General features: G+C 46.0%; 20 protein-coding genes. 11 read left to right on the forward strand and 9 right to left on the reverse strand.

The genetic code is table 11. The annotated features are described in order from the left end of the window. Positions 1–9 precede the first annotated feature (9 nt). Together BSZ04_RS03320 and BSZ04_RS03325 are read left to right on the forward strand one after the other, a co-directional pair. Positions 10–1,074 carry a DUF4056 domain-containing protein gene (locus tag BSZ04_RS03320; protein WP_045390707.1) on the forward strand — a complete coding sequence of 355 codons (1,065 nt, stop codon included), beginning with the start codon at positions 10–12 and terminating at the stop codon, positions 1,072–1,074. Between the two features lie 320 nt (positions 1,075–1,394). Continuing rightward, positions 1,395–2,699, forward strand: coding sequence for a dicarboxylate/amino acid:cation symporter (locus BSZ04_RS03325; protein WP_038883284.1), 1,305 nt, complete (start codon positions 1,395–1,397; stop codon positions 2,697–2,699). Between the two features lie 96 nt (positions 2,700–2,795). On the opposite strand, the gene BSZ04_RS03330 is transcribed toward BSZ04_RS03325, so the two are convergent. The 4 genes from BSZ04_RS03330 to BSZ04_RS03345 form a co-directional block, all read right to left on the reverse strand. Then, positions 2,796–3,170: a YkvA family protein gene (locus tag BSZ04_RS03330; RefSeq protein ID WP_009698021.1), complete on the reverse strand. Its 375-nt coding sequence runs from the start codon at positions 3,168–3,170 to the stop codon at positions 2,796–2,798. A 222-nt stretch (positions 3,171–3,392) separates the two neighbouring features. Beyond that, a complete protein-coding gene (locus BSZ04_RS03335; RefSeq protein WP_088879530.1) occupies positions 3,393–4,517 on the reverse strand; it encodes a M20 family metallopeptidase in 1,125 nt (374 codons plus the stop codon). Between the two features lie 9 nt (positions 4,518–4,526). Further along, positions 4,527–4,994 (reverse strand): YjiG family protein, encoded by a 468-nt coding sequence (locus tag BSZ04_RS03340; protein ID WP_005374849.1) that lies wholly within the window; start codon positions 4,992–4,994, stop codon positions 4,527–4,529. After that, on the reverse strand, positions 4,994–5,734 hold the full coding sequence (locus tag BSZ04_RS03345; RefSeq protein WP_005437881.1) for a nucleoside recognition domain-containing protein: 741 nt from the start codon (positions 5,732–5,734) through the stop codon (positions 4,994–4,996). Before BSZ04_RS03345 ends, BSZ04_RS03340 begins: the two co-directional genes overlap by 1 nt. Positions 5,735–6,156: 422 nt before the next feature. On the opposite strand from BSZ04_RS03345, the gene BSZ04_RS03350 reads away from it, so the two are divergent. Together BSZ04_RS03350 and BSZ04_RS03355 are read left to right on the forward strand one after the other, a co-directional pair. Next, entirely contained in the window at positions 6,157–6,480 is a 324-nt protein-coding gene (locus BSZ04_RS03350) for a hypothetical protein (RefSeq protein ID WP_071234072.1), read from the forward strand. Between the two features lie 96 nt (positions 6,481–6,576). Next, a complete protein-coding gene (locus BSZ04_RS03355) occupies positions 6,577–7,293 on the forward strand; it encodes a DsbA family protein (RefSeq protein WP_010450632.1) in 717 nt (238 codons plus the stop codon). A gap of 111 nt (positions 7,294–7,404) precedes the next feature. On the opposite strand, the gene BSZ04_RS03360 is transcribed toward BSZ04_RS03355, so the two are convergent. The 5 genes from BSZ04_RS03360 to BSZ04_RS03380 all read right to left on the reverse strand — a co-directional run bounded on the left by BSZ04_RS03360 (position 7,405) and on the right by BSZ04_RS03380 (position 17,700). Then, the gene (locus tag BSZ04_RS03360) at positions 7,405–9,465 is read right to left on the reverse strand and encodes an alpha-amylase (RefSeq protein WP_088879531.1); all 2,061 of its coding nucleotides are present in this window, start codon (positions 9,463–9,465) and stop codon (positions 7,405–7,407) included. A gap of 186 nt (positions 9,466–9,651) precedes the next feature. Continuing rightward, the gene (mtgA, locus tag BSZ04_RS03365; protein WP_088879532.1) at positions 9,652–10,329 is read right to left on the reverse strand and encodes a monofunctional biosynthetic peptidoglycan transglycosylase; all 678 of its coding nucleotides are present in this window, start codon (positions 10,327–10,329) and stop codon (positions 9,652–9,654) included. Between the two features lie 183 nt (positions 10,330–10,512). Then, complete coding sequence (gene glgB, locus BSZ04_RS03370) at positions 10,513–12,726, reverse strand: 1,4-alpha-glucan branching protein GlgB (RefSeq protein WP_088879533.1); 2,214 nt, start codon at positions 12,724–12,726, stop codon at positions 10,513–10,515. Between the two features lie 223 nt (positions 12,727–12,949). Beyond that, positions 12,950–15,130, reverse strand: coding sequence for a 4-alpha-glucanotransferase (gene malQ, locus BSZ04_RS03375; protein WP_071234067.1), 2,181 nt, complete (start codon positions 15,128–15,130; stop codon positions 12,950–12,952). 116 nt (positions 15,131–15,246) lie between these two features. Continuing rightward, a complete protein-coding gene (locus BSZ04_RS03380; RefSeq protein ID WP_045390686.1) occupies positions 15,247–17,700 on the reverse strand; it encodes a glycogen/starch/alpha-glucan phosphorylase in 2,454 nt (817 codons plus the stop codon). Positions 17,701–18,370: 670 nt separating this feature from the next. Here BSZ04_RS03380 and malT point away from each other — a divergent pair. The 7 genes from malT (at position 18,371) to rsgA (ending at position 26,081) form a co-directional block, all read left to right on the forward strand. After that, complete coding sequence (gene malT, locus BSZ04_RS03390) at positions 18,371–21,079, forward strand: HTH-type transcriptional regulator MalT (protein ID WP_045390683.1); 2,709 nt, start codon at positions 18,371–18,373, stop codon at positions 21,077–21,079. Between the two features lie 550 nt (positions 21,080–21,629). Continuing rightward, positions 21,630–22,547 carry a polyprenyl-phosphate transporter gene (locus BSZ04_RS03395; protein WP_088879534.1) on the forward strand — a complete coding sequence of 306 codons (918 nt, stop codon included), beginning with the start codon at positions 21,630–21,632 and terminating at the stop codon, positions 22,545–22,547. 199 nt (positions 22,548–22,746) lie between these two features. After that, a complete protein-coding gene (locus tag BSZ04_RS03400) occupies positions 22,747–23,172 on the forward strand; it encodes a hypothetical protein (protein ID WP_010450614.1) in 426 nt (141 codons plus the stop codon). A 9-nt stretch (positions 23,173–23,181) separates the two neighbouring features. Continuing rightward, the gene (locus BSZ04_RS03405) at positions 23,182–23,793 is read left to right on the forward strand and encodes an SCO family protein (protein WP_010450612.1); all 612 of its coding nucleotides are present in this window, start codon (positions 23,182–23,184) and stop codon (positions 23,791–23,793) included. Further along, entirely contained in the window at positions 23,783–24,250 is a 468-nt protein-coding gene (locus BSZ04_RS03410) for a copper chaperone PCu(A)C (RefSeq protein ID WP_045390674.1), read from the forward strand. Before BSZ04_RS03405 ends, BSZ04_RS03410 begins: the two co-directional genes overlap by 11 nt. A 189-nt stretch (positions 24,251–24,439) precedes the next feature. Next, positions 24,440–24,748, forward strand: coding sequence for a PTS sugar transporter subunit IIB (locus BSZ04_RS03415; RefSeq protein ID WP_010450608.1), 309 nt, complete (start codon positions 24,440–24,442; stop codon positions 24,746–24,748). A gap of 256 nt (positions 24,749–25,004) precedes the next feature. After that, a complete protein-coding gene (gene rsgA / locus BSZ04_RS03420; RefSeq protein ID WP_045390671.1) occupies positions 25,005–26,081 on the forward strand; it encodes a ribosome small subunit-dependent GTPase A in 1,077 nt (358 codons plus the stop codon). Positions 26,082–26,117 lie beyond the last annotated feature (36 nt).

The raw sequence follows: 26,117 nt of genomic DNA on the forward strand, positions 1-26,117 counted from the left end.
GAGTATGGTTTGAAGAAAGCAGCACTATTACTACTAAGCCTTTGTAGTGGATTCGTTCACGCGCAACAACTAAAAGCACCGGTCGGCGTTAGACCGTGTTGTGCATTTGGTGTCGATCTCAAAGCGCAATTAGGAAGCGTGCCTGTTCCTTTCTTTTCTCTTGAGAATGTCTTATCCAGCAACGAAGTGGGTACTCACCACTATAACGACGGCAGCGAGTCAGTCTCTGGTAGCTTGCTAGGGCTGAATGAAGAAGCCAACGGTATTATCTTTACCGAACTAGGCGGCTTTATTGATACTGCCCACGTCCGTGATACCGCAGACTACACCTATTATTTGTTCACTCTCAACCAACATTATTTAGGTCGCGCTGCGCACCTAGATTTACCAGAAGAGCTACGTGTTCGTCGTATTCGTTGGTATGAACAAACAGAGCAACTGAGTGAAGAAGAAAAGCTAGATCGCAGTGCTCAAGCAGCAGCGTTAACGGCATTTCGCCTAGCTCAATGGCATGAAATTGCTCAGTGGTTCGGTATGGTATCCGTCAGTGGCTTTAAAGAACTGGCATCAGCATTCTCATCGGAAGATCTCTATTCCAACATGCTTGGGGCAAAGTTAGCCAAGCAAGTACTCCTGAACAACCCCGAACTCGATCAAATAGGCTTTTCGAAAGCAATGGACAGCGCTTTTAAACAAGCATTAAAGGACTTAAAAGCTCAGTCGAAAGCCGTCACTAAAGAGAAAATTCAACAACTCGATGGGGATTGGTGGGACAGCTCAAGACGCCTACCGGATAAGTGGGTGGTTCGCTTCCGTGATTACCATATGGCGCTGAAATTGACGCCGAACTATTCTGGCGCGAACCATGAACTTTCACTATCGGCGACTTTTGCGGATCAGCAGCCGATCGACAAATGGATGAGCGTTGAGTTTAGAGCAAGCGACGATGAAAAAGCGTTCTCCACACTTCCTAAATCATTATCATCAAAACCCATTTGGACGCCCGCTGATTATCAACAGATTTCAGATTTTGCTCGCACTATCGATAACCAAACCCGCCCGTCATTGAACTGAGGTCGAAAACAACGAGTGAATAAAACATGCCTAGTTATTCACTAGGCAATGTATTACCCCATTCTATGCAAGTCGTTTTCTACCACTCAAGAATGTAAGAAATCATTTCTATCGGTTGTATGTTCGATAAAAATGTTAATTTACAAACTTTTCAACCATGAATTTCGTTACCATTCGGTTAAAAGTCTATTTTTTATAGTGATATAGTTCACATCTATTAACCATTCAGACGATTATTCTTTCGTGTTTCCACACTCCGCTGCTAATCTGCACGCCGCCTTGAAGTGAACTTAAGGTGCATAACTATAAGGAGTGTTCTCATGAATACCAAGAAGCCGATGTCGCTTACCAGCCGAGTAATCTTAGGTATGGTAGCGGGTATCTTGACAGGATTTGCAATTCGCACACTTTTTGCCGACAACGGATTTGTCGACGCATACATTGTTAATGGATTATTCGAAGTTGGTGGACAGATCTTCGTTGCCAGCTTAAAAATGCTTGTCGTACCACTAGTGTTTGTTTCATTAGTTTGTGGTACTAGCTCTCTAAAAGACCTATCGACATTAGGTCGCATGGGTGGCAAAACCCTAGCTTTCTACGTAGCAACTACTGCTATCGCAATCACACTTGCTCTAACCATGGGTACCCTATTCCAGCCTGGCGCTGGTGCAGACCTAACCGCAGCAAGTTCATTCAAATCAGCAGAAGCGCCATCTTTGGGTCAGGTGATCATTGATATGTTCCCGACTAACCCAATCAGCGCAATGGCAGAAGGTAAAACTCTGCAAGTTATCGTATTTGCCGTCCTATTCGGTATCGCGATCAGTGCAGCAGGTAAGCCTGGCGAACGTATCGCAGCATTCTTCTCTGATCTGAATGAAGTGATCATGAAGCTAGTTGCGATTCTGATGAACCTAGCGCCTTACGGTGTCTTCTTCCTAATGGCGAAACTGTTTACCGGTCTTGGTCTTGGTGCAATCTTGAACCTTGCCGAGTACTTTGTGGTACTAGCTGGTACGCTATTGCTGCACGGCCTTGTGACTTACAGCTTGATGCTAAAAGGCTTTACTGGCCTAAACCCAATTACGTTCCTACGCAAGATGGAAGATGCAATCATGTTTGCTTTCTCAACTGCATCATCAAACGCAACCATTCCAGTAACAATGGAAACGGCGAAGCATCGTATGGGTGTTGAGAACCGCGTTTCATCGTTCACAGTACCGCTAGGTGCAACCGTGAACATGGACGGCACGGCGATCATGCAAGGTGTGGCGACAGCGTTCATAGCACAGGCATTCAACATCGACCTAACTATGGGTGACTACCTAATGGTTATCATGACGGCAACATTGGCGTCTATCGGTACCGCAGGCGTTCCTGGTGTTGGTCTAGTAATGTTAGCAATGGTATTGAACCAAGTAGGTCTGCCGCTAGAGGGCATTGCACTTATCATGGGTGTTGACCGTCTACTTGATATGATTCGTACCGCAGTTAACATCACCGGTGACAGCGCAGTGACTATCATTGTTGCTAAATCGGAAGGCGCATTGGATGAAGCTCGTTTCAATGATCCAATGGCCGGCGTAGCCGAAGAAGAAGTGCACCTGAAACGTGCTGACGCCTAAATCGTTCTACGATTAAACTATCCTGTCTAAATGAAAGCCCCGATGGAAACATCGGGGCTTTTGTTTTATCTGGAATCTAAAGAATAGGTCACAGTCCTACTCCGTCATCGAGCTCAGCTTTTCTCTCGCTTGTTCTTCATGCTCGTCGGTGATGGCATTGCCGACCGAGTTCGCCGCTAGGGTAAGCGCTGCCATGTCATCGGTAAAGCCGACGCCTGCTAGTACGTCTGGCACCATATCAGTGGGGAGAACAAAGTAAGCTAACGCGCCACCAAGGATCGCTTTGTGGCGAACAGAGGTATTGGAATCTGCCATCGCAAGCCATGATTTGATGCCCATAACAGCAATCTCTTCACCTGCTTTCTTGACGGAGTTTTTCATTTTACGCCAGAAGGTTTTCTCATCTGGTGCTTGCATCGTTTGATCTAAGACGTCATCGGACGCCGAATTTACAGACATGCTTGTGGTCATCGTGCCTCCTAAATTTATGACTGTGTCATAGATATTAAGACGATGAACCTGAACATAGGATTAATAGCGAATAATGATAATGAAGAAAGGAAGCCAATTGGCTAGATAAAAAAATCCCCAAACCGAAGTCCGGGGATTATTGCCTTGGAAACAAACAGCTTTGGAAACCAAAAGTTTTGGAAACCAAAAGCTTTGGGAACCAAGCTTTAGAAGCAGAATGCCTTATTGAGCAATCTTCTCCAATACACGCATCAGCATTTTGATACGTGGTTCGAGCGACTCGAGCAACAAGTACTCTTGGTCACTGTGGAAGCCTGCACCGATAGGCCCTAGACCATCCAAAGTTGGAACGCCTAGAATCGCCGTGTTGTTTGCATCAGAGCCGCCACCGACTTCTTTCCAGTTGATGTCGATCGCCAGTTCACTTGCCGCTTCTTCAACTAGCATCATCAGGCTTTCTGTTTGTGGGCTTGGCACCATAGAAGGCTTATACGCTTCACGAACCAACTCAATGCTCACGCCATCAACGAATGGTGTTTCCAGCATGCCATTTAGCTTGCTATCGACATCATCGTATTCTTCGTTGCTCCAAAAACGTACATCCACGATTGCTTCAGCGTGCTTAGGGACGATGTTCGCGCCGTTACCACCAGAAACAATACCGACGTTCAGCGTAGTACCAGATTCAAAGTTGGTCATTGCATTGACAGCCAGAATCCAATTCGCCATCTCAGTGATTGCGCTGCGACCGTTTTCTGGCTCGTTACCTGCGTGAGCAGCAACGCCATTAAAGGTCATTTTGTAGCGAGCCATGCCTTTGCGCGCTTTCACTAAACCGCCGTCTGCACGTGCCGCTTCTGCAACCAGAACATTCTTAGCGTTTTTCGCAACTGATTGAATCCAATCCACAGAGTCCAGAGAACCCGTTTCTTCATCTGGGTTCATGCAGATAGCGATAGACAGCTTATCCAACACCGCTTGGTCTAGATTGCGCATCGCGTATACGATGTTCAGCAAACCAGATTTCATGTCCGAGACGCCCGGACCGTAAGCTTTCTCTGCATCTTGAGACATTGGACGAAGCTCAGCAGTACCCACAGGGAACACGGTATCCATATGACCAATCAGCATCACATCGATTTGCTCAGCTTCCGGCTTATTTCGAACTTCAAGACCGATGCCCGCTCTACCACAGTCGATGCGTTTTACGCTCCAACCTGACATCGCTTGGTACTTCTCTTCAAATTGAGAAGCGATGAACTCGATACCATCAGTAGTGTAAGTGCCACAATCCACATTAATCAGCGGACGTAGCTCTTCTAGATATTCATTTAGAGAGAATTGCATGACTCACTCCTAGACAAACAGATTCATCACCAGCATTGCGCCAAACGCGTTCAATACCGAGATTGCAATCATAACTGGGATGTAACGACCTTCAGTACCGATTGGACCCATAATACGACCCATGTACTGAACTTGAGAGCCCATTAGGTAGATAGCAGGCGCAAGAATCGCAATGTGCGTGCCGTTTAGGATACCTTGGTCAAATAGCGTGATTACTACGCCAACCGCGCCGCCCATCGACATCCAAGCACCGATCAATACCGCTGCTGCTTCACCCGGAAGACCAAACACCGCCATGATTGGAGAAAACACCGTGCCCATCAAATCCAGCGCGCCAGTGATTTGAAGTGCTTTGATGATAACGAACGCCATCAATACGTTAGGAACCGTAGAGGTAGTCGCAATCACCCAACCTTTCTTAGCACCTTCGACGAAGATATCCGTCACCATTGGTTTTTTCGCTTTAACGTCACCCATTATGCCGTCTCCTCTTTTAGGTTCTCTGATTTGTTTTGGTCTTGTTTGTCTTCTTTACCTTCCGTCATGTTTAGGTAAATGCGGAACAGGTTCGCGCCGATGATCTTAAATGCGAACATCACCACAACCGCCAAACCAATAGAAGACGTTACTGCTAGAGAGCCGTCAGCCATCGTCAGCGTGAACAATACAGCACCTGATGAGAAGAAGTTCACGATGGTTGCACCCGCAGTGAACTGGAACATGGTAAATACGTCCGTTTCACGCTTAGTTAGGTGGCCTTCATCTTTTAGCTGACGCGTCATCGCTGCACCTGCATCGGTACTTTGTAGAGAAGCAATCAGAGCCAAACCTGAGTTACCAGGGATGCCCATTAGAGGGCGTAGAAGAGGAGTAAGAAGCTTACGAGCTGCTTCAAGTGCACCGTAGTGTTCAAGTACGTTGATCATACCTAATGCGAACATAACGGTTGGGATCAAAGTAAGCGCAAAAATGAAACCGTCACGAGCACCGCTACCGCCAGTACCGCGGAAAGAGGTAGTCGCAGCTTGTACCGCGCCATCCGCACCTTCCGTTACGCCGTAAGCCACTTTACCGAAAGAGCCATTAAGCGTTGTAAAGTCGAATACACCGTACCATTCGTTGGATTGCATCAGACCAGAAAAGAACACAACCGCAAACGCGAGTGCAATGTAACACCCGATCGTCACCTTGCGTTCAGCATGAACAGGGCTTGTCATAAATTCACCTATGTATGTGGAACAGAACACATAGATGATCCCTTGAACGACGTGCTAGAGAGATGATCAAAATCAATCCATTTACCGAACAGCCATGCCGCTTAATTATGAAGTTTTATTTTATGATTTTAATCACATTTAAAAGATAATAAATATTTATGACCAAGATAAGGTATATTTATCTGAAAACTTACCTATCCAATCCATTAACAAAGCAAACTAAAGTTTGGAACAAGTTTGTGATTAGCCACATTCTCGACGTGCTTCATGGTTTGTTGTTTATTTGAGATTTCTTGACCAAAAACTAACAAATTTTCTGTGCAATTTAATTTAGGGTGGTTCGGTCATAATTATGAGAATTATTCAGGGTTTGCCTTTTGCTTCGATCACAATCCAACATCGCTCGATGGACACTCGCCCTTGTGGCTTGGGTTATCGTGATCTGTCTAAGTAAAAATGCGGGCCTCTATCAATCTTGCCCTCTCATTAGCGATCAAGTCGCGCCTGAGCACGCCACTGCGCAGCAAGAAAAGAGCACAAAAGGACTAAATAAGCAGTGTGAACTGTCTGAAAAGCTGATTCAGGTGTCACAAAACCATCTCGACAGCTTTATTGTGCCCTTATTTCTATTTGCGTTTGTCTTGCTTTCCATCAGTGGCGGTGAACGTAACGCTTTCCGTCATCATACCGAGCCGATACCCGAAAAAGTTCGGGTGCACCTCAAACTGTGTGTGTTTAGAGAATAAAACCCGATGGCTAGGATCTATTGACCTTAAATCGTTTATTTTATTTTTAATCACTTCGCGGCAAAACCGCAAAGAAAAAGAGTTTTAGGAAAAATCATGAAATTCACTCGCACACTATTAACTGTGGCTATCGCACTCACTCCACTGTTTTCACACGCAGCAGAAAAGACATCGCAAGAGAAGCTCGACGAGATCAATCAACTGCTTAAAGAGAATCCACAGCTCCTAGATGCGCTGCATCAGAACTTGCAAGACTACGTCGCTTACCAAAAGACGTTTAGCACGACGCTGGATGAAGTGCGCACTTACTTAAACGATGGCAAGCACTCGTCATTCGGATCAGAGAATCCAGAACTGACCATCATCAACGTGACCGATTACAGCTGTCCTTTCTGTAAGCGTCTTGAAGGTGAGTTAGTTAAAGTCGAGAAAGAATACCCGCAGGTAAAAGTGCTGAACATGACGGTATCGTTCAAAGAACAGTACGAAAAGAACGGTTACAACTCGGCAAGTTACGCATTAAATGTTTGGCAGAACCAACATGACAAGTACAAAGAAGTACACGACTTGTTGGTGAAGAAGCCGGGGCCACATGATGCAAGTTCACTACAAAAAATCGCTAAGAAAACAGGCACCGAAGCACAGCTTGTTGACGACAAAGAGACCAAAGCGTTGTTGGATAAAAACTACGAGTACTTCACTCGCTTAGGTCTACGAGGCACACCAGCTATCATTATCAATGACCAAGTCATTCCGGGCTATGTACCTTTCGAGGAGCTTGAGAAAGTTATCGACCAAGAACTAAAGAAATAACTATCGAAATAGATAGCTATTAAAAGAGATAAGTAACAATCAAAAACAACAAAGCCCTTCCCTGATATCTCAAGGAAGGGCTTTTTATTTATCGAAATAAAGAACGTTTGGTTACTTATCGCGCCCTACAAACGCCACAACGACTTTGTCATTGCCAAGCGAACGAGAGAACACGTACGCACCTTCTTGTTCAATCACTTGATGCTGACCCGCACCAATCGCTGGATGCGCTTTACGGAACTGACCAAGAGTTTGCCAATGTTTGAGTAGCGCTTGCTTCTCATCAGATAGCTTCCATACCATGTCAGAGCGTGTGCCTTGGTGGAAATCGTCCGCGTAAGGGCCAATGTTACGACCCACTTCATCACCGTAGTAAACCTGAACAGCACCAGGGCTTAGAAGCAGTGCATTCGCGGCGTTACGCTGCATGCCGTAATCTTTGAAGCGAGAGAAGAATAACTCGGTATCGTGAGAAGACATGTAGCTCACAGGGTTGAAGTCTTTCTCATTGGCGATAGTATCTGCATAGCTTTGGTAAGTGTCTGCCATTTGGCTGAAACACGCCGCGCCTTTGTCTAACTTCTTCTGCATGTCGAAATTAATCAACGCATCAAAGCCGTCGTCGAAGTAAGGGCTGCGATATGCGGTATGTCCCCATACTTCCCCCATCATCCAGAATGGCTGACCTGACTTACCATTCTCTTTACGCCACTGCTCAAGGCTGCTTGATGCCTCTTCTTTCAAGCGTTTCCACACATCGCCTTCTACGTGCTTCACCGTATCGACACGGTAACCATCAATACCAAAGCGTTTCACCCAATCAGTTTGCCACTCAATTAGGTAATCCGAGACGGTGTAATTGTCACGCGCCTCAACGCGAGTACCAGGGTTATCCAATAGCCATTGCGCCGGCTTCACAGCTTTGTCTGATTCGGTGATAAAGTCAGGCAAACCCGCCAATGACATAGTGATATCACTGCTGCCCGGTGCAGGGTATCCAGGTAGACCTGTTCTTACCCAGTCACCGCCCCACCATTTCGCCCAGTTTGGACTCTGGTAATCAATATTCTGGTGGTAGCTATGCCAGTTTTCGCCCGCTTTTGGTTGCCAATCCCCCCACTTCTTAGGTAGCTCAGCGTTTGGTTTTAACACCTCAATACCATCAAATTGCAAATCGGCTAACGTTGAGTAACCGGTGTGGTTGATTACTGCGTCCATCAAGACTTTAAGGCCACGTTTGTGTGCCTCTTCCACCAGCTTTTTAAGATCAGCTTCGTTACCGAAGTTCTCATCAATCTTGGTAAAGTCACGCGTCCAGTAACCGTGATAAGCGTAGAATGGGAATGAGCCGCTATCGCCACCACCAACAAAGCCATGCACTTGCTCGACGATTGGCGATAGCCAAATAGCATCGGTACCTAGACTCTTGATGTAATCCAGTTTCTCGATCACACCTTTTAGATCACCACCGTGGAAAGTGCCGATTTCCTCTTTGCCGTCTTTCTTGCGTCCATAGCTGTTGTCATTGCTCGTATCGGCGTTGTTGAAACGGTCGACCATCACGAAGTAAATGTTGGCATTGCGATAATCAAACGGCACTGCTTCTTTGGTTTTCTTCACTGGCTCTAGTAGCACCAAACCGCCGGAGTCTTTGCTTGGCGTCAGCGATACTTGCTGATCTTTTACTTCAACCATTTGCCCAGAGTAAGCATCACGCAACTTCGTACTGTCAGGGAAGCTATTGCCCAGTGCGATCGTGACTTCCCCACCTTGGTACACTTCACATTGCACTTGTGGAACTGGACGTTTGAATTCAGTCTTTGCTGCTTTCTTAGGTTCACGCTTAAAACGCAGTGTTTTCGCTTCTGCATCAAAAGCGAAAGAGTAATCACCCGTAAAGCGGATTTTTAATGGCAGTTCCGTAGGCTTACCGCAGTTCAACGCGATAGGCTTGTTAAACTTTACCTTTTGACCATCAGGTGCAACGCAGTTGCCCTCAACGCCCGTAATTTTGAGCGTGTAGCCATCTTTGGTTAATGGCACAACCAGAGGTTGCTCAGCACTTAATGGAAAGTCTCGACTGTTGGTCGTGGTAGAAATGGTAATGTTTGGCTCGGCGATGGCACTTGCCGATGCAAGCAATAAAGTGGTCGTAATCAGATTCAGTTTCATCGTTCAGTCCATTGGAAAAGTAACGCTAAGTTATTAGTTTTATTCACGCTAATAATAAATGGATGAAATACTGAACACATCATTCTAAAAGGCTACGCCCTAAAGCTTGTGATGCTTCACATTTTGCTTTTATCGGGGCGTAGTTCTATTTATCCGAGTTTTGCCAAGACATTAAGCCCCAAATATCTACAGCTGCACATTGCCCAGATTGCGCATTTGGGTCAGCGCCCAATTGGTGCGGTGTTGGGTGTAGTTAGTGTGCGGATACACTTTAATTTTGTAAGGATTAGGCAGGACCACTGCCAATCTTGCCGCTTGCCATTGGGTCAATTGGCTTGCATGAATGCCGTAATAGTTTTGCGCTGCCGCTTCGATACCGTAGATACCGGGACCGAACTCCACCACATTCAAATACACTTCGAGAATGCGTTCTTTACTCCACATCGCTTCCATCAACAGGGCAAAGTAAAGCTCGTACGCCTTGCGCACATAAGAGTGTGAAGGGAACAGAAAGACATTCTTCGCTGTTTGTTGAGTAATCGTGCTAGCACCACGAGAAGGTCCATTCTCACCGGCTTGTGAAATAACTTTGAACAACGAATCAAAGTCCACCCCATAATGATGAGGAAACTTCTGATCTTCCGTTGCCATCACTGCCAGTTGGATGTTTTTTGAAATCTCAGACAGTGGCACCCACTCTTGTTGGCTACTTTCTGGGTACCCTTCTGGTGGCGAGATCATGCGGCTGATCTTCCATCCCCACACTGGTGGATTAACGTATTTGACGAAGCCCACCAACAACACGGGAGTCAGTAACAAAACCAATGAAATTTTGAATAGAAACAACTTCAGTCTTTTCAGCATGCTTTATTTGCCTAACCAGAGTAAGGGGTACGCCACTGATGAATCTCTATTTGTGGCTGTTTAATTAAATGGGAGCGAAGATTGCCTGATTCAAGGTAGAACAACAAGTTTGCAAGGTCAAAAATTGGTTAAAAAAAGCCCGATTTACAATGTAAACCGGGCTTACTGTTTGATTAATAATAGCTATTTAATCAGTTTGTAGAATACCGTCGATAGCGGTGGCAAACGTAACTCAAGAGACTGAGGTAGCGACTCGCTTTCTACTTCTTCTGTTTCTACTCGGCTTACCACTTCAAAACCGCTGCCGTCGTATTTCGCATCGTCTGTGTTTAGAAGAAGCTCGTATGTACCTTCCATTGGTACGCCCAAACGGAAACGCTCATGCGGCACTGGCGTGAAGTTGCTGATCACTAATACGCGTTCGCCATCTTGGCTGATACGCTCGTGCGCAAGAATGCTTGCTTCCGCCTCATCCTGTAGACGCCATTCAAAGCCAGCTGGCACACAATCTTGATCGTGCATCGCCGCTTCGTCGCGGTACAAGTGGTTCAAGTCTCGAATCAGTGCTTGCACGCCTTGGTGGCGACCAAACTCCAGCAAGAACCACTGTAGCTGGTCATCGTGGTTCCACTCTGCGGTTTGACCAAGTTCTGCACCCATGAAGTTTAGCTTCTTACCCGGTTGACCATACATGTAGCCGTAGTAAGCACGTAGGTTCGCGGTTTGTTGCCACTCATCACCTGGCATCTTGTTGTGGATAGAGCCTTTGCCGTACACCACTTCATCATGAGAAAGCGACAATACGTAGTTTTCGCTGTGTGCATAAACAAGCGGGAACGTGATGGTATTGTGGTGGTATTTGCGGTGAATAGGATCTTCTTGGATGTAAGAAAGACTGTCGTGCATCCAACCCATGTTCCACTTAAAGCCGAAGCCTAAACCGCCCATAAAGGTCGGCGCGGATACACCTGGGAATGCGGTCGATTCTTCTGCAATGGTCATTGCGTTCGGGAAGTGTTTGTAGACCTCTTCGTTCATCCACTTCAGAGTTGCGATCGCATCATAGTTCTCATTGCCGCCATCCGCATTCGGGATCCATTGATCATGGCTGCGTGAGTAATCAAGGTAAAGCATCGAAGCCACTGCATCTACGCGAATGCCATCAATGTGGAATTGCTCGAACCAGTACAGCGCGTTAGACACAAGGAAACGACGCACATGTTCACGACCTAAATCGTAAATGTATGAGTTCCAATCTTGATGCCAGCCACGACGCGGATCTGGGTCGTGGAACAGTGGCGTACCATCAAAGTTTGCTAAGCCATGATCATCCGATGGGAAGTGTGCTGGAACCCAATCCAGTACTACACCAAGACCCGCTTGGTGACACGCATCAACAAAGAACTTGAAATCATCAGGTGAGCCGTAACGACTCGTTGGCGCAAACAGACCTACTGGTTGGTAACCCCAAGAGCCAAAGAACGGGTGTTCAGAAACTGGCATTAGCTCAACGTGGGTGTAGCCCATATCTACTAGGTATGGCACAAGCTCAGCAGCCAGTTCACGATAGTTTAAGAAATCACCATCTTCATTACGTTTCCAAGAACCTGCGTGCAGCTCGTAGAAAGACAGTGCTTCATCACGCTTTTGCGTCACTGCACGATTCTGCCATTTCGCGTCTTGCCATTGGTAACGGTTGTGATCGTAAGTGATCGATGCGAAAGATGGGTATTGCTCTGAGTAGAAGCCCCAAGGATCTTGTTTGTGAGGCAGCCCTTCCCCATTCGGACCTTTGAGTTCAAATTTGTATTGTACGCCCTCTTCCAAACCAGGAATAAACAAGCCCCAGATACCGTAGTCTAGGCGTTGCATTGGATGACGACGGCCATCCCATTGGTTGAAGCTGCCCACTAAGCTAATTGCCGATGCGTGAGGTGCGTAAACCAAGAAGCGAACACCAGAGATGTTTTCACCACCACGCTCTAGGGTCACAAATTGCGAGCCCATATAGCGGTACATGTCTTTTGGTGTATGCAGGTGTTCATATTCTTGGTAAATGTTGTGGTACTGGTAAGGATCGTCGATCAACTGTTCAACGCCATTCCAATCCACGGCAAGTTGGTAATGAGTCAGGTTTAAGTCGTGCTTTTCTTTTAAAATAAAACCACTTTCGCCTTCGCGCTCAAGTGCAACGCGGGGTTCACCAGTGACGACTAGCTCGACGTTATTTGCACCCGGCATCCACACACGTAATGACCCTTCGCCGTCATCAATGAATGGACCAAGCGACGCAAATGGATCTGAGTAAGCCGCCTGAGATAATAGTTCGTAAGCACGTTCTTGGTTTTTCTTTACCTTAGTTTTCAAATCTTTCTCCCTAGCCCCGATATTCTCCATATATTTTCGAACATCGGTTTCCACAGCCAAACGTTGTGAATTCACATAAAAGACTCTGCTATCGAATTTAACAGCGTCAAAAAGCAAAAATGCCCGCTATTTTTGCGGGCATAATAACGGTACTTCATCCTAACGGATTGTGCCGGTTCAATGAGTGACCTAGGCTTTACTTTCGTACCTCGGTACAATTAATTTAAGTAATTGCTACATCACTCATTTCACCTTATTTGCTCGCTTTCGCGCGCACTTCAGTTAGGCGCTTAGAAATACGATTTACGTCTTCACGGCTGAAGATTTCATCTAGGTTCATCGACAGTTTACGACGCCAGTTCGGGTACTCATTTACCGTACCAGGAATGTTGACCGGTTGATCCATTTCTAGCCAGTCTTCAAGTTGAACACTCAACAGTGCAGAATCACCCGCAGCCACGTGCAACTGCAACGCTTCACTTAGGTAAGTATCCATCGGCACATATTGTGCGTCATGACCAATACCTTCTGGTAGGTAACCATGCCAACGAACGCTGTCTAGGATGCCTTGTTTGCACTTCAGACGGTCATCAAACAAACCTTCTAGTTGCTCTTCGTCAGGGTATAGACCGATCTCACGACCCATCTTCAAGTCATCACAATGCCAGAAGCCACGTAGGGTTGGCATATCGTGCGTACACAGTGCTGACATAGACTGTTCAGCGTAATGCTTCGGAGAAATAAAGCCGCCGTCATCTTTTGATGTTTCGAAGAAGAACACTTTGTACGAGTGAACACCTGCGTCACGAAGGATATCCACGATTTCATCAGGCACTGTACCCAAATCTTCACCGATAACTGAACACTGATGACGATGTGACTCAAGTGCTAGGATTGCTAGCATGTCTTCAACTGGGTAGTACAGGTAAGCACCTTCAGTTGCCTTCTCACCTTTTGGAATCCACCACAGACGAAGTAAACCAAGTACGTGGTCAATACGAAGTGCACCACAGTGTTTCATGTTCGCACGTAGTAACTTGATGTACGCGTCGTAACCGGTCGCTTCCAACACTTGTGGGTTAAGCGGTGGTAGACCCCAGTTTTGACCAAGAGGGCCAAGGATATCTGGTGGAGCACCAATACTAGCGTCCAGAACTAGGTTGCCATCATCAGCCCAAGTTTCGCTGCCTGAATCCGCAACACCAACAGCCAGGTCACGGTACAGACCAACCGTCATACCTTTTTCTTCAGCTAACGCTTGTGCTTCTTTAATTTGATCGTCAGCGATCCACTGCAAGTACATGTACAGGTGAACACGTTCTGCATTGTCTTTGATGTACTTCTGAGTGGCTGCTGCATCAAATGTGCGGAACTTCTCAGGGAATACTGGCCAGCCCCACACACTTGAATCTTCAGCATGCAGTTCACCGTGTAGCGCATCGAATGCTGCTTGGTGAAGTAGGCTTTCGCCGCCAAGTTCTACAAACTCTAGGAATGCGCGCGCGCGATCAGTGTTCTTGTCTAGATGGCGTGCTTTGAACTCGCTAAACAGCAGCGGTAAAACACTCATCTTGAGTTCAGACACTTCGGTGTAGTTCACCCAGTGTGAGTCACGAGCTTTTTGCAGACGTTGCTGGAACTCTGCGCTGCCAACACGTTGCTGAGCTTCTGCACTTAACGCAAATTCAGGCACTGAACTTACGTCGATGTACATGATGTTCAACCAACGACGAGAAGACGGGCTGTATGGGCTCGCACCTTCTGGGTTCGCTGGGAACAATGAATGAATTGGGTTCAAACCAATGAAGTCACCGCCACGCGATGCGATGTCGCTTACCAACTGCTTAAGGTCGCCAAAGTCACCGATACCCCAGTTGTGCTGAGTGCGCAGTGTGTAAAGCTGAATGCTTGGACCCCATAGCTTTTTGTGTTGGTTTAAATCTTCTTGTTTGAAACACGCTTTCGGTGTGATGATCAGCGACATTTCGTAAGGAGTCTTACGACGTTTACGACTGATGATCAGTTTGTGGTAACCCCATGCCAAGTTCTTTGGCAATGCAAACACTAGAGGGCCACCCTCAGCTCGTTCATCACGAACAATTTGCGACTGAAGATAGCCTTCAAGTACCTCTCCTTGTTCTGTTTCTAAACGCCAGCTAAATTCACTCTCACGAGCACTCGTACCTAGGTTTAGTTCCACTTCGACAGGATCGCCGTCGCGTAAAACAAGAACAGGGGCTAGTACGTCTTTTTTATGTTTTCGTTCAGCAGAAGCCAATAGCTTCTCATCGCTGCTAGTATCGTAGCCAAGTGAAGTGAGCAAGCGGCGTAGAGTCTCTTCAGAAACTTTTGCTTCGTCTCCCCACGCGCTGACGTAGCTGTCAGCCAATCGCGCCATGTCTGCGACTTTCTTTAATGCTGTTTGTTCTTTCATCGCTTTCTCCGAAGGTAATACCAACACCTTCCATGTAGGGTTTTATTGTTATCAATAATTTATCTTTGAAATAACCAAAGGTAGCGCTCGGCTACCTTGGTCTTAACTGGGTTCTATTAACGTTTTACCGCTTCAAGTTTCCAGATGTTGTTCACATAGTCTCGAATCGAGCGGTCTGATGTGAACTTACCAACTAGGGCGGTGTTAAGAATTGCTTTCTTAGCCCAGCCTGCTTGGTCTTTGTATTGTTTGCCCATTTCTTCATGCGCTTTCACATAAGATGCGAAGTCAGCAAGACATAGGTATGGGTCACCGCCATCTAGTAGGCTATCGAATGTAGCGCGTAGCAGGCCTGGTTGACCTGGCGTGAACTCGTCACCTGTTAGTAGGTCTAGAGACGCTTTCAGTAGGTGGTCAGCATTGTAGTAGTCGTATGGGTTGTAGCCAGCAGCTTTCGCTGCTTTTACGCCTTCAACGTCTAGACCGAAGATGTAGATGTTCTCGTCGCCCACTTCTTCACGGATTTCAACGTTCGCACCATCCATCGTACCGATAGTTAGCGCACCGTTTAGAGCCATCTTCATGTTACCAGTACCAGATGCTTCTTTACCCGCTAGCGAGATTTGTTGAGAAACGTCCGCTGCTGGGATTAGCATTTCAGCCATGCTTACACGGTAGTCAGGGATGAATACCACTTTCAGCTTGTTGCCAATGCGTGGGTCGTTGTTGATCTTATCTGCAATCTTGTTAATCGCGAAGATGATCTCTTTCGCTAGGTGGTAACCTGGCGCCGCTTTAGAGCCGAAGAAACATACGCGTGGAGTACACTCGAAGTTTGGATCGTTGATAATGCGGTGGTATAGAGACAAGATGTGTAGCAAATCAAGTTGCTGACGCTTGTACTCGTGCAGACGCTTGATCATCACATCAAAGATAGCGTTAGTATCTAGCTCGATACCCATGTTCTCTTTAACCCAATCCGCTAGGCGCTGTTTGTTTTCTTTCTTAACAGCCATGAATTCTTTTTGGAATTTCGCGTCTGTTGCGTACTTGGCAATACCTTCTAGTTGCTCAAGTTTCGCTGGCCACTCAGAACCAATCTTACCAGTGATAAGGTTAGATAGACCTGGGTTACAGAACTTCAACCAACGACGAGGTGTAATACCGTTTGTCACGTTATGTAGACGAGTTGGGTACATCTCGTGGAACTCTGGGAATAGGTCTTTCTTAACTAGCTCAGAGTGAAGTGCTGCTACGCCGTTAACTGCGTAAGAACCGATTACACATAGGTTAGCCATGCGAACCATGCGGTGGAAACCTTCTTGGATGATAGAAAGCTTAGCTTGCTTCTCACCGTCACCAGGCCACATCTTACGAACTTCTTGTAGGAAGCGGTGGTTGATTTCAAAAATGATTTCCATGTGACGTGGAAGTAGACGCTGAATTAGCGACTCAGACCAAGTCTCTAAAGCTTCTGGAAGTAGTGTGTGGTTCGTGTAAGCGAACGTGTTTGCACTGATTTCCCATGCCGCTTCCCAAGTTAGACCTTTCTCGTCTACTAGGATGCGCATTAGCTCAGGGATAGCGATAGTTGGGTGCGTATCGTTAAGCTGGATAGTCTCTTGCTTAGGTAGATCCGCTAGCGAGTAACCTGCTGCTTCGTGGCGACGTAGAATATCGCGTACAGACGCTGCTGAGTGGAAGTACTGTTGCATTAGACGTAGTGTTTTACCTTTCTCGTGGTTATCGTTCGGGTAAAGCACTTTAGTGATGTTACCAGCGTCGATCAGCGCGTGCTGAGCTTCGAAGTAGTCACCATTGTTAAAGCTTTCTAGTGAGAATGGTGCGATAGCCTGACATTCCCAAAGACGTAGAGGGTAAACCGTGTCTGATTCGTAACCTACGATAGGCAGATCCCAAGGCATTGCTTTTACAGACATGCCAGGAACCCATTTACGAACTTCTTTACCGTTCTCGTTTACCACTTCAACGTGACCGTAGAAGCCGATTTCTTGCGCAAGTTCTGGACGAGCCACTTCCCATGGGTAGCCTTCTACACCGCGCCATGCGTCTGGTGCTTCTTGTTGACGACCATCTTTGAACGACTGTTTAAACAGACCGTATTCGTAGTGCAGGCCGTAACCTACTGTTGGGAATTCTTGAGCGGCACATGAATCCATGAAACATGCTGCTAGACGACCAAGACCGCCGTTACCCAATGATGGGTCGCGTTCTTCTTCTAAAAGGTCTGTTAGGTTGTGACCTAGTTCAGCCATTGCTTCAGTGATCTCTTCGTAAAGACCCATGCTGATTAGGTTGTTACCAGTCAAACGACCGATAAGGAATTCTAGTGAAAGGTAGTTAACGCTTTTCGCTTTTTGGATGCGAGGGTCAGCTTCAGTAGCAAGCAAATCACAAGTAGTGAATTCAGCCAATGCACGACCCATTGCTAGGTACCATGCGCGGCTGTCTGCGTTTTCAATAGTGTGTGCGTAAGTCACTGATAGGTGTTTCTTTACGCTTTCTTGGAACGACTTCTTGTCAAATTTTTTCTGTTGAGTAGGTTTCATTAAGAAATTCTCACGTCTTGTATTAATTCATCTGCCATACATCCTGCATTTCCCCCTGTGAATAAACATCCTCCTATTTCTCCTCCTTAACGGGAGTAGGAAGCAGGGCGTAGAGAGGGGACCATTGCGAAGTTAGTGATCCAACTCTCAACACAAGGCTCATTTAACGAGTTCTTAGTGATTAGGATCACATCACATCGTTATTTAGATTACTTTTTCAAAGTGACGATATTTATTACGCCATTTTTGCTTGTTGTAAAAACTGTCTATTCGATCACACAAAAACAGCGAATAAAACCAAACTTCCTTTAATATGTGCGCAACTGTGCCTATACACGTTCACTACATTCGATTTTAAAGTGAGCTAAATCACAAATTAAGGGCGTAGTTGGTGGCAATTGCATCAACTCTTGAGAATTAGGAAGTGGATCAAAGTAAGAGACATTTCGGATGTCGTAACATCCACAACACATAGGAAAGTAGTATAAATATTAACCAACGCTGCCCGTTTACGTTCGTTTAAGAATTATTTTTCGCTAGCTCATGTACCTAAGTGATCTCTAGCCACATTTTTAGTCGTGCTGCATCCACGAGATGAATAGGCACCTTGTGGCAATAAAAAGTAAAAACGGATTGATTGCTAGATACGCATAAACAAAGGACATATAAAATGTGGATCCCTTCTAAACTTACTCGCCCAGGACGATTGCATAATGCCATTGTTCGCCCAAGAGTATTGGACCTACTACAACAAGCGCCCTTTTATAAGCTGGTTTTATTTCGTTCACCAGCAGGTTACGGAAAAACCACTATGGCTGCTCAGTGGCTATCAGATAAGCCAAATGTTGGCTGGTACAGCATAGATGACAGTGATAATGATGGTTTTCGTTTCGTCAATTACCTTTTGCAAGCACTGAATAAAGCAACTAATCACAACTGCTCGAACTCTCAGAAACTGGCGGAGAAGCGCCAGTTTTCATCATTGCGCTCTTTATACAGTGAAGTTTTCGCTGAAATGGCCGATTTCCAACAAGAATGCTACATCGTTTTGGATGACTATCACCTAATCACTAATGATGAAGTCCACGAGTCCATGCGATTCTTCCTCAAGCACATGCCAGATAACCTTACTGTCGTCGTAACCAGTCGCGCAAATCCTCCTTTGGGTACCGCAAACTTACGTGTTCGCGACCTGATGATCGAAATTGGCAATGAAATGCTGGCGTTCGATATCGAAGAGACCACTCGCTTCTTCAATCAACGAATCGAGGACGGGATTGATGAGGACACCGCAAATAACCTACGTACCTATGTAGAGGGGTGGCCTTCAGCACTTCAATTGATTGCCCTCCAAGCCCAGCACCAAAATCGCACGCTGGCGCAAACAGTCGAATCAGTGTCTCAGTTTAACCATGCCCACTTATGGGATTACCTCGTTGAAGAAGTATTCGACTTGCTAGATTCAGAAACGCGTCATTTCTTAATGCAAGTATCTGTCCTTGATCACTTCAACGACGGACTAGTGTTTGCCCTAACACAACGTGAAGATGCGCTGGGGATGATCGAGTCATTAAACCGTTACGGCTTATTTATCTACCCACTCGAAGGCGAGCATAATTGGTTCCGTTTCCATAACTTGTTTGCAGAATTCTTATCTCACGAACGTTTAGCTCGCATTCCTCAACAAGAAAAAGATCTTCACCGCAATGCTGCCGTCGCGTGGCTGCAACAGAAAGCGCCTCACCAAGCGATTCATCATGCTCAAAAATCGAACGACAAAGATCTCGTTGTCGAAATTCTTAACGAGTTTGGCTGGAAGATGTTTAACCAAGGTGAGCTAAGCACGCTAGAGTCAGCCATTAATCAACTAGATAGCGACCTGCTATTCAGTCACCCTAAACTCACCATGCTAAGAGCGTGGTTGGCACAAAGTCAGCACCGTTACAATCAAGTCGGTCAGCTACTAGCGGAAGCAGAAGAAGAGCACAGTAAACGCGACATTGAACTGGATATTCATTATCAAGGACAAGCCAACGCGCTACTTGCTCAAGTTGCCATTAACAGCAACCAACCAGAACATGCGCTTGAACTCGCAGAATTGGCATTAAGTCAGTTAGACCACACAGTCTATCGTAGCCGCATTGTTGCAACTTCAGTCGTGGGTGAAGTAAACCACGTGCTCGGTAAACTCGACCGTGCTTTACCTATGATGCAGCAAACAGAAAAGCTGGCGCGTCAATATCAAGTTTACCATCAAGCACTTTGGGCTATTCTGCAACAAAGCGAAATCTTAATTGCTCAAGGCTATGTTCAAGCTGCATTTGAATTGCAAGACTCAGGTTTCCGCTTGATTGAAGATCAACAACTGCAACATGTTCCTTTGCATGAGTTCTTACTTCGTATCCGAGCACAAGTGCTGTGGTGCTGGAACCGCCTAGATGAAGCCGAAGAGTGCGCTTACAAAGGCCTACAAATTCTAGAAAGCCATTCACCGAGTAAGCACTTACACAGTTACTCAATGCTGGCACGAATCGCTATTGGCCGTGGTGAACTGGATAAGGCAGGCAAGTTCATCGAGCACATGCAGCATTTGATGAAACAATCGACTTATCACGTAGATTGGATGGCAAACGCCTCGTTATCTCTGATTTTGTTCTGGCAAGCACGTGGGAACACTGAAGCAATTCAAGAATGGTTAAACTCGGCAGTGAAACCAGAGTCCGCATGCAACCATTTCTCTCAACTCCAGTGGCGAAACATCGTTCGTGCCCATATCAATTTAGGCCAGTATGATGACGCTCGACAAGCGCTTGATTTCCTACAAAGCGAAGCATCTCGAGCAAACTTGATCACAGACACTAATCGCAACTTAGTGGTTGACGCAGTTTTGGCGGCTAAGCAAAAAGATGAAGAGAAAGCAAAAACGCTACTTAAAGAAGCGTTAGTCATGACCAATCAAACAGGCATGGTGGGTAATTTCCTCATTGATGGCGCAACCATTGGTGGTCTACTTGAAAAGCTCAGCCTACGTCATGAGCTAGGCGATCTAGAACGCCATCGCGCTCAGCAATTGATGAAAGACATTTCTTCAAACCAGCGCAGTCGCTCGATTCACTTTGATGAAGACTTTATTGAGAAACTGGTGAACCACCCGAACGTACCAGAGTTGGTCCGTACGAGCCCACTGACTCAACGTGAATGGCAGGTACTTGGCCTGATTTACTCAGGGTTTAGTAATGAGCAAATCGCACAAGAACTTGATGTCGCTGGCACGACTATCAAGACTCACATTCGCAACTTGTACCAAAAGCTAAATATTGCCAACCGTAAGGAAGCAATCGTGACAGCTGAGAACTTGTTGCAACTAATGGGTTACTGATTTAGCGGATTAAATAAAGCGTAAACATAAGGGTTGGCGTAATGCGTCAGCCCTTTTTTATTACTCAATAATCTTTGAAAAGTGCAAATTGCAAAGCACGTAAGAAACGTTGTACATATATACCCAAGTAACCTCAAGATGACTAGGGATACAACAGGCAAAAAAATAGCCAACCGCAATTAGTGCGATTGGCTTATATATATTGTGAACAAATTTTATTCACTAACAACGTCAGTTGGCTAGGTGACCCTCGGCTTAAGAAGGGTCGAAAAGTATTATGCATTAAGCGTGCCAACTTTTGAAGTGCTATTTTTGGGTATAAGGTCGCATATCAAATCATTTCTCCTCTCCAATAATTGCATTATGCAAAACAAGGTTGCGAAATGAAATTGCAACATGCAACAACGCTAAAGTGATGATAATTAACTCATCAGAATTAGGCCATCTTATCTAGTTACACATCCCTACAAGAAATTGAATATGAATTCATACTTTTTTGACATCAATGTTTGTATACTCACTGCCACTTACATGACTTAGTATTTGAGAAATGAACTATTTAACTACCTTCTTTAAAGGGATAGCCATGGGTGCTGCTGATGTCGTACCAGGCGTATCAGGCGGCACCATCGCATTTATAACTGGTATTTATGACACTTTGCTCGAGAGTATCCGTCGCATTAACCCTTCTCTTTTTTCAATTTGGAGAAAAGAAGGCTTCAAAGCCGCATTTAATCACATTAATGGCTTCTTCCTAATCTCATTGTTTGCGGGCATCCTTACCAGTATTGCAACGTTGGCAAAGCTGATCACGTGGCTGCTGGAAACACACCCAATCCCAATTTGGTCATTCTTCTTCGGCCTAATCTTGGTCTCTGTATATCACATCATCCGCCAAGTAGAACAACGTGATGCTATTCGCTTTATTGCGCTGTTGGTTGGAATTGGCTTCGCTTACTGTATCACTGTACTTAAACCACTCCACATGGAACCAACGGCGATCAACACCATTCTTGCTGGCGCTATCGCGATCTGTGCAATGATTCTACCGGGTATCTCTGGAAGCTTTATTCTGCTGTTGATCGGCATGTACACTCCCGTTTTAGGTGCGGTTAAAGGCTTCCAAATTGATATCCTTGCGCTGTTCCTTGTAGGCTGTGTTGTTGGTCTTCTGTCCTTCTCTCACCTACTATCTTGGTTACTACGCAAATTCCGCGATTTAACCTTGATGTTCCTAACGGGCTTGATGATCGGCACGCTACCAAAGATTTGGCCTTGGAAAGAGACGCTAACATGGCGCACCAACTCGAAAGGCGAGCAAGTACCACTACTGCAAAATAACCTGTCACCATTTGAGTTTGAGCACATCACTTCTCAACCTTCACAACTTGTGTTGGCTGTCGTGATGATGCTGGCAGCAATCGCGCTGGTACTTGGTTTAGAGAAGTTTGCAGACTCAGACAAATAACCATAATTGCACGTCAGTAATTTTAGAAGCGGAGCCAAGGGCTCCGCTTTTTTATTGGTGTGGGTTCAAGTACATATCCCCGATTCAATTCAAAACTAGGTTACTGGGTATAGTGCACAGTTTGTCGAAGTCACGAGTTTTCATATATGCCATCTGTGCTAGGATGCACTCAATGTTAAGTGATAAGTACTGAATCTTAATGAAAGTGTTACAAATCGCAGGGATAGCCGTGGCGCTGGTCGCCGGCTTTTACGCGCCTACCCTCATCAAAAATTTTTCCTCAGCACCCGAGCCTAAATCGCTCGATGAATACTGTTTCCTTTCTACCGACCCTTGCATCCAAAATGATGTTGCGATGACGCTCAGCGTCGATACTGCTCAACCTTTGATCCCAGCGAAGCTCGAAGTCGAATGGCAAGACAGCGACGCCGATCAGCTTGTATTAAGCTTGGTTGGGCGAGAAATGGAAATGGGCGAGCCAAAATTCATGCTGAAGAAAGTGGCGCCAGGTAAATTCGTGGGTGATGTGATATTGCCCGTTTGTACACACGATGCAATGACGTGGGTTGGTGAGCTTTCAGATGGCAAAGACACCATCTATCCAGCCCTAAAAATGCAAAGATAAGGAATTGATATGAGCCGTAATTGGTCTCTCTTTCTCGTGGTGGCTTTTGTCCTCGGCTTTGGCGCTAAAACTTACCTAGACGGACAAAAAGACGTCGAGAAAAAACAGCAAGTCTCGACGGAGCAAAGCGTGTTGTTTGGTGAAGGCGAGAAACCCGTCGATATCTTCGATACCAGCGATGATCGTATTCGCATCGTTTATTTTGGCTTTACACGCTGCCCGGACGTTTGCCCAACATCTTTAGCTATGCTGGCAGGCGCACTCAATCAAATTGACGATACACAAAAATCCCAGCTACGTCCGATGTTCATCTCGCTTGATCCAGAACGCGACGAAGCAGATGCGTCAGCGAAATATGCTCACTACTTCCACCCTATGATTGAAGGTTTGTCAGCGCCACTCGAGGTGACAACTCCACTTGCCCACAAGTACGGTGTTATTTTCCGTAAAACGGAACTCGAAGGCTCAGAGCTGAAATACACGCTCGACCATAGTTCTTACTTCTATTTCTTAAAGCCTGACGGCACACTCATCACCAAAGTGCCGCATACCTTAACGCCTGCACCAATTGTCGAGGCGATAACCAAACTGACTGCAGAAGGAAAAACCAATGAAAGCTAAGCATGCAATCAAAACGTTGGCACTCTCCGCCCTACTTCTAAGCCCTTTGGCACAAGCGAATCTCAACGTGATGCCACATGAGCCGTATGCGCGAGCAATGGCGCCAGGCGCTGTCACTAGTGCGGTCTTTGTCACTTTTGCTAACCGTAGCCAAGAAGACATCAATATCGTCGCGGCAGAAACACAAGCAGCGGGTAAAGTCGAACTGCACGATGTGATTAAAGAAGGTGACGTAATGAAGATGCGTCAGGTAGACCACATCACATTAACGGCAAAAGAAACCACAGAGCTAAAACCGGGCAGCCTGCATATCATGCTATTTGACCTTAAAAAGCCACTTAACGAAGGCGACGAAATCGAAGTCACTGTGACTTACGGCAACGGTCAAAAGCAAAGCTTTACCGCTCCAGTGAAGAAAGTCATGGCAGGAATGAAAAAGCACGAACATCACCACTGATTCTTGCTCGGTACATCAAGCCAAAGCTCCTCTGTATGAGGAGCTTTTTTATTCCCCCAACATTTTCTCCTATCAATAAACATAAGCTGCCCTCCCATTTCCCAATGCTAACTTTTGTGTTCTAAATCAGAGTCAATAGACCGCAGCTGAGATATAAACAAGGCTTTGCTGCCAAACGAGTTTCTCACCATGTTAAAAGCCCTTTCTCGCGTATTTAAAATGCTGACGCAAGTGAATCCAAATCTGGAACAGGACGTTGATACCATCATTGACGCTATTGGTGGCATGGATAATTTGGTGGAAACCGGTGCTTGCGCGACAAGGTTACGCCTAACTCTAAAAGACACTGCTATCGTGAATCAAAAAGCATTGAAAGCACACGGGGCACATGGTGTGGTGATCATTGATGAGCGACATATCCAAATTATCTATGGCGTAAAAGCCAATACTTATTCGCAAGAGATGGAAGAACGTCGAATAAAACACGTATCGCTCTAAAAAAACGCAAAGGAGTTGTAAGAATCGAATCACAGCCGCTATACTCCGGCCGTTAACTCACCAACCAAGAGGAAATATGATGATTGTAATGAAAAACACTAACTGGGCAGCGAAAGGGTAAACGTCCACTTTTTCTCGTGGCTAAGCCACAACACCTCCCTTCTTTGCCCGGTCTTCACCGGGGTCAACTCTATGCGAATTAGACCCTAATGCGATTTGTATTAAGGCGCTTTGTTGCGCCCGGGATAATTCAACAATGAATAAAACACATTCTTTTTGTGAATCACTACTTACTCAACCTAACCCACTAAAACTATTAGGTTGGAAACCATTTTTTCAACAACAACTGACGTTAGACGATTACGAAGACACACTCTTTGCACGAGTGATTGCTCACCATCGTAGTGGCTATGTCGTGGTTAGCGAACAAGGCGAAACCCACTTACCAATCCAAGCCTCGCTACCCAGCATGACCGTCGGCGACTGGGTAATATTAAACCACCAGCAACAGTTTTCTCGTTTGCTTGAACGCCGTAGTTTATTTAGTCGCAAAGCCGCGGGCAGTAAAGTAGCCGAGCAGCTTATCGCCGCAAACGTGGATACGGTATTTATCGTGTGTTCACTCAACCACGATTTTAACCTTAGCCGAATTGAGCGTTACTTAGCACTCATCAATGAATCCGACGTCGAGCCCGTCATTGTGCTGACAAAAGCCGACTTATGTGACGATGCTGATGAGCTTAAAGCTCAGGTACAAAAGCTTGATCCTCTGCTTATGGTAGAAAGCGTTAATGGTCTGGATGAATCGAGCGTTACCAAATTGATGAGTTGGTGTGGCGAAGGCCAGACCGTTGCGTTCATCGGCTCTTCTGGGGTAGGAAAGTCCACCTTAGTGAACACCCTACTTGGCGAGCAAGAACAAGCAACTGGTGGTATTCGCGAAGATGACAGCAAAGGTCGACACACTACAACCTCTCGTTCAATCCATCTACTGCCCTCTGGTGCAATCCTAATGGACACACCGGGAATGCGTGAGATCCAGTTGGCAGACAGTGAAGCAGGGGTCAGCGAAACTTTTGCTGATATTGAAGCGCTAGCAGAAAGCTGCCGATTCAATGATTGCCAACATCAAACCGAACCTGGATGTGCGGTTCAAGCCGCAATTGAAGGTGGTTCATTGGAGTTGCGCCGCTTTACCAACTACCAGAAGTTATTGCGAGAACAAGCCCATAATGGTGCGACTCTCGCTAAGCAGCGAGCGCAGAACAAACAGTTCGGAAAAATGGTGCGCAATGTTGTGGGTGAAAAGCGTAAACGACAACAAGGTTACTAGATTGTTACATCCAGAAAAACCATAGAACATAGGAGG

The sequence above is a fragment of the Vibrio rotiferianus genome (assembly GCF_002214395.1).
Classification (GTDB): Bacteria; Pseudomonadota; Gammaproteobacteria; order Enterobacterales; family Vibrionaceae; genus Vibrio; species Vibrio rotiferianus.

Coding starts and splice junctions, on each gene's coding strand:
- BSZ04_RS03405 (WP_010450612.1), top strand. CDS start 23,182: ATGAGCCGTAATTGGTCTCTCTTTCTCGTGGTGGCTTTTGTCCTCGGC.
- BSZ04_RS03330 (WP_009698021.1), bottom strand. CDS start 3,170: ATGACCACAAGCATGTCTGTAAATTCGGCGTCCGATGACGTCTTAGAT.
- BSZ04_RS03340 (WP_005374849.1), bottom strand. CDS start 4,994: ATGGGTGACGTTAAAGCGAAAAAACCAATGGTGACGGATATCTTCGTC.
- rsgA (WP_045390671.1), top strand. CDS start 25,005: ATGAATAAAACACATTCTTTTTGTGAATCACTACTTACTCAACCTAAC.
- BSZ04_RS03355 (WP_010450632.1), top strand. CDS start 6,577: ATGAAATTCACTCGCACACTATTAACTGTGGCTATCGCACTCACTCCA.
- BSZ04_RS03360 (WP_088879531.1), bottom strand. CDS start 9,465: ATGAAACTGAATCTGATTACGACCACTTTATTGCTTGCATCGGCAAGT.
- BSZ04_RS03400 (WP_010450614.1), top strand. CDS start 22,747: ATGAAAGTGTTACAAATCGCAGGGATAGCCGTGGCGCTGGTCGCCGGC.
- BSZ04_RS03415 (WP_010450608.1), top strand. CDS start 24,440: ATGTTAAAAGCCCTTTCTCGCGTATTTAAAATGCTGACGCAAGTGAAT.
- BSZ04_RS03325 (WP_038883284.1), top strand. CDS start 1,395: ATGAATACCAAGAAGCCGATGTCGCTTACCAGCCGAGTAATCTTAGGT.
- malT (WP_045390683.1), top strand. CDS start 18,371: ATGTGGATCCCTTCTAAACTTACTCGCCCAGGACGATTGCATAATGCC.
- malQ (WP_071234067.1), bottom strand. CDS start 15,130: ATGAAAGAACAAACAGCATTAAAGAAAGTCGCAGACATGGCGCGATTG.
- BSZ04_RS03395 (WP_088879534.1), top strand. CDS start 21,630: ATGAACTATTTAACTACCTTCTTTAAAGGGATAGCCATGGGTGCTGCT.
- BSZ04_RS03345 (WP_005437881.1), bottom strand. CDS start 5,734: ATGACAAGCCCTGTTCATGCTGAACGCAAGGTGACGATCGGGTGTTAC.
- BSZ04_RS03380 (WP_045390686.1), bottom strand. CDS start 17,700: ATGAAACCTACTCAACAGAAAAAATTTGACAAGAAGTCGTTCCAAGAA.
- glgB (WP_088879533.1), bottom strand. CDS start 12,726: ATGGAGAATATCGGGGCTAGGGAGAAAGATTTGAAAACTAAGGTAAAG.
- BSZ04_RS03335 (WP_088879530.1), bottom strand. CDS start 4,517: ATGCAATTCTCTCTAAATGAATATCTAGAAGAGCTACGTCCGCTGATT.
- mtgA (WP_088879532.1), bottom strand. CDS start 10,329: ATGCTGAAAAGACTGAAGTTGTTTCTATTCAAAATTTCATTGGTTTTG.
- BSZ04_RS03410 (WP_045390674.1), top strand. CDS start 23,783: ATGAAAGCTAAGCATGCAATCAAAACGTTGGCACTCTCCGCCCTACTT.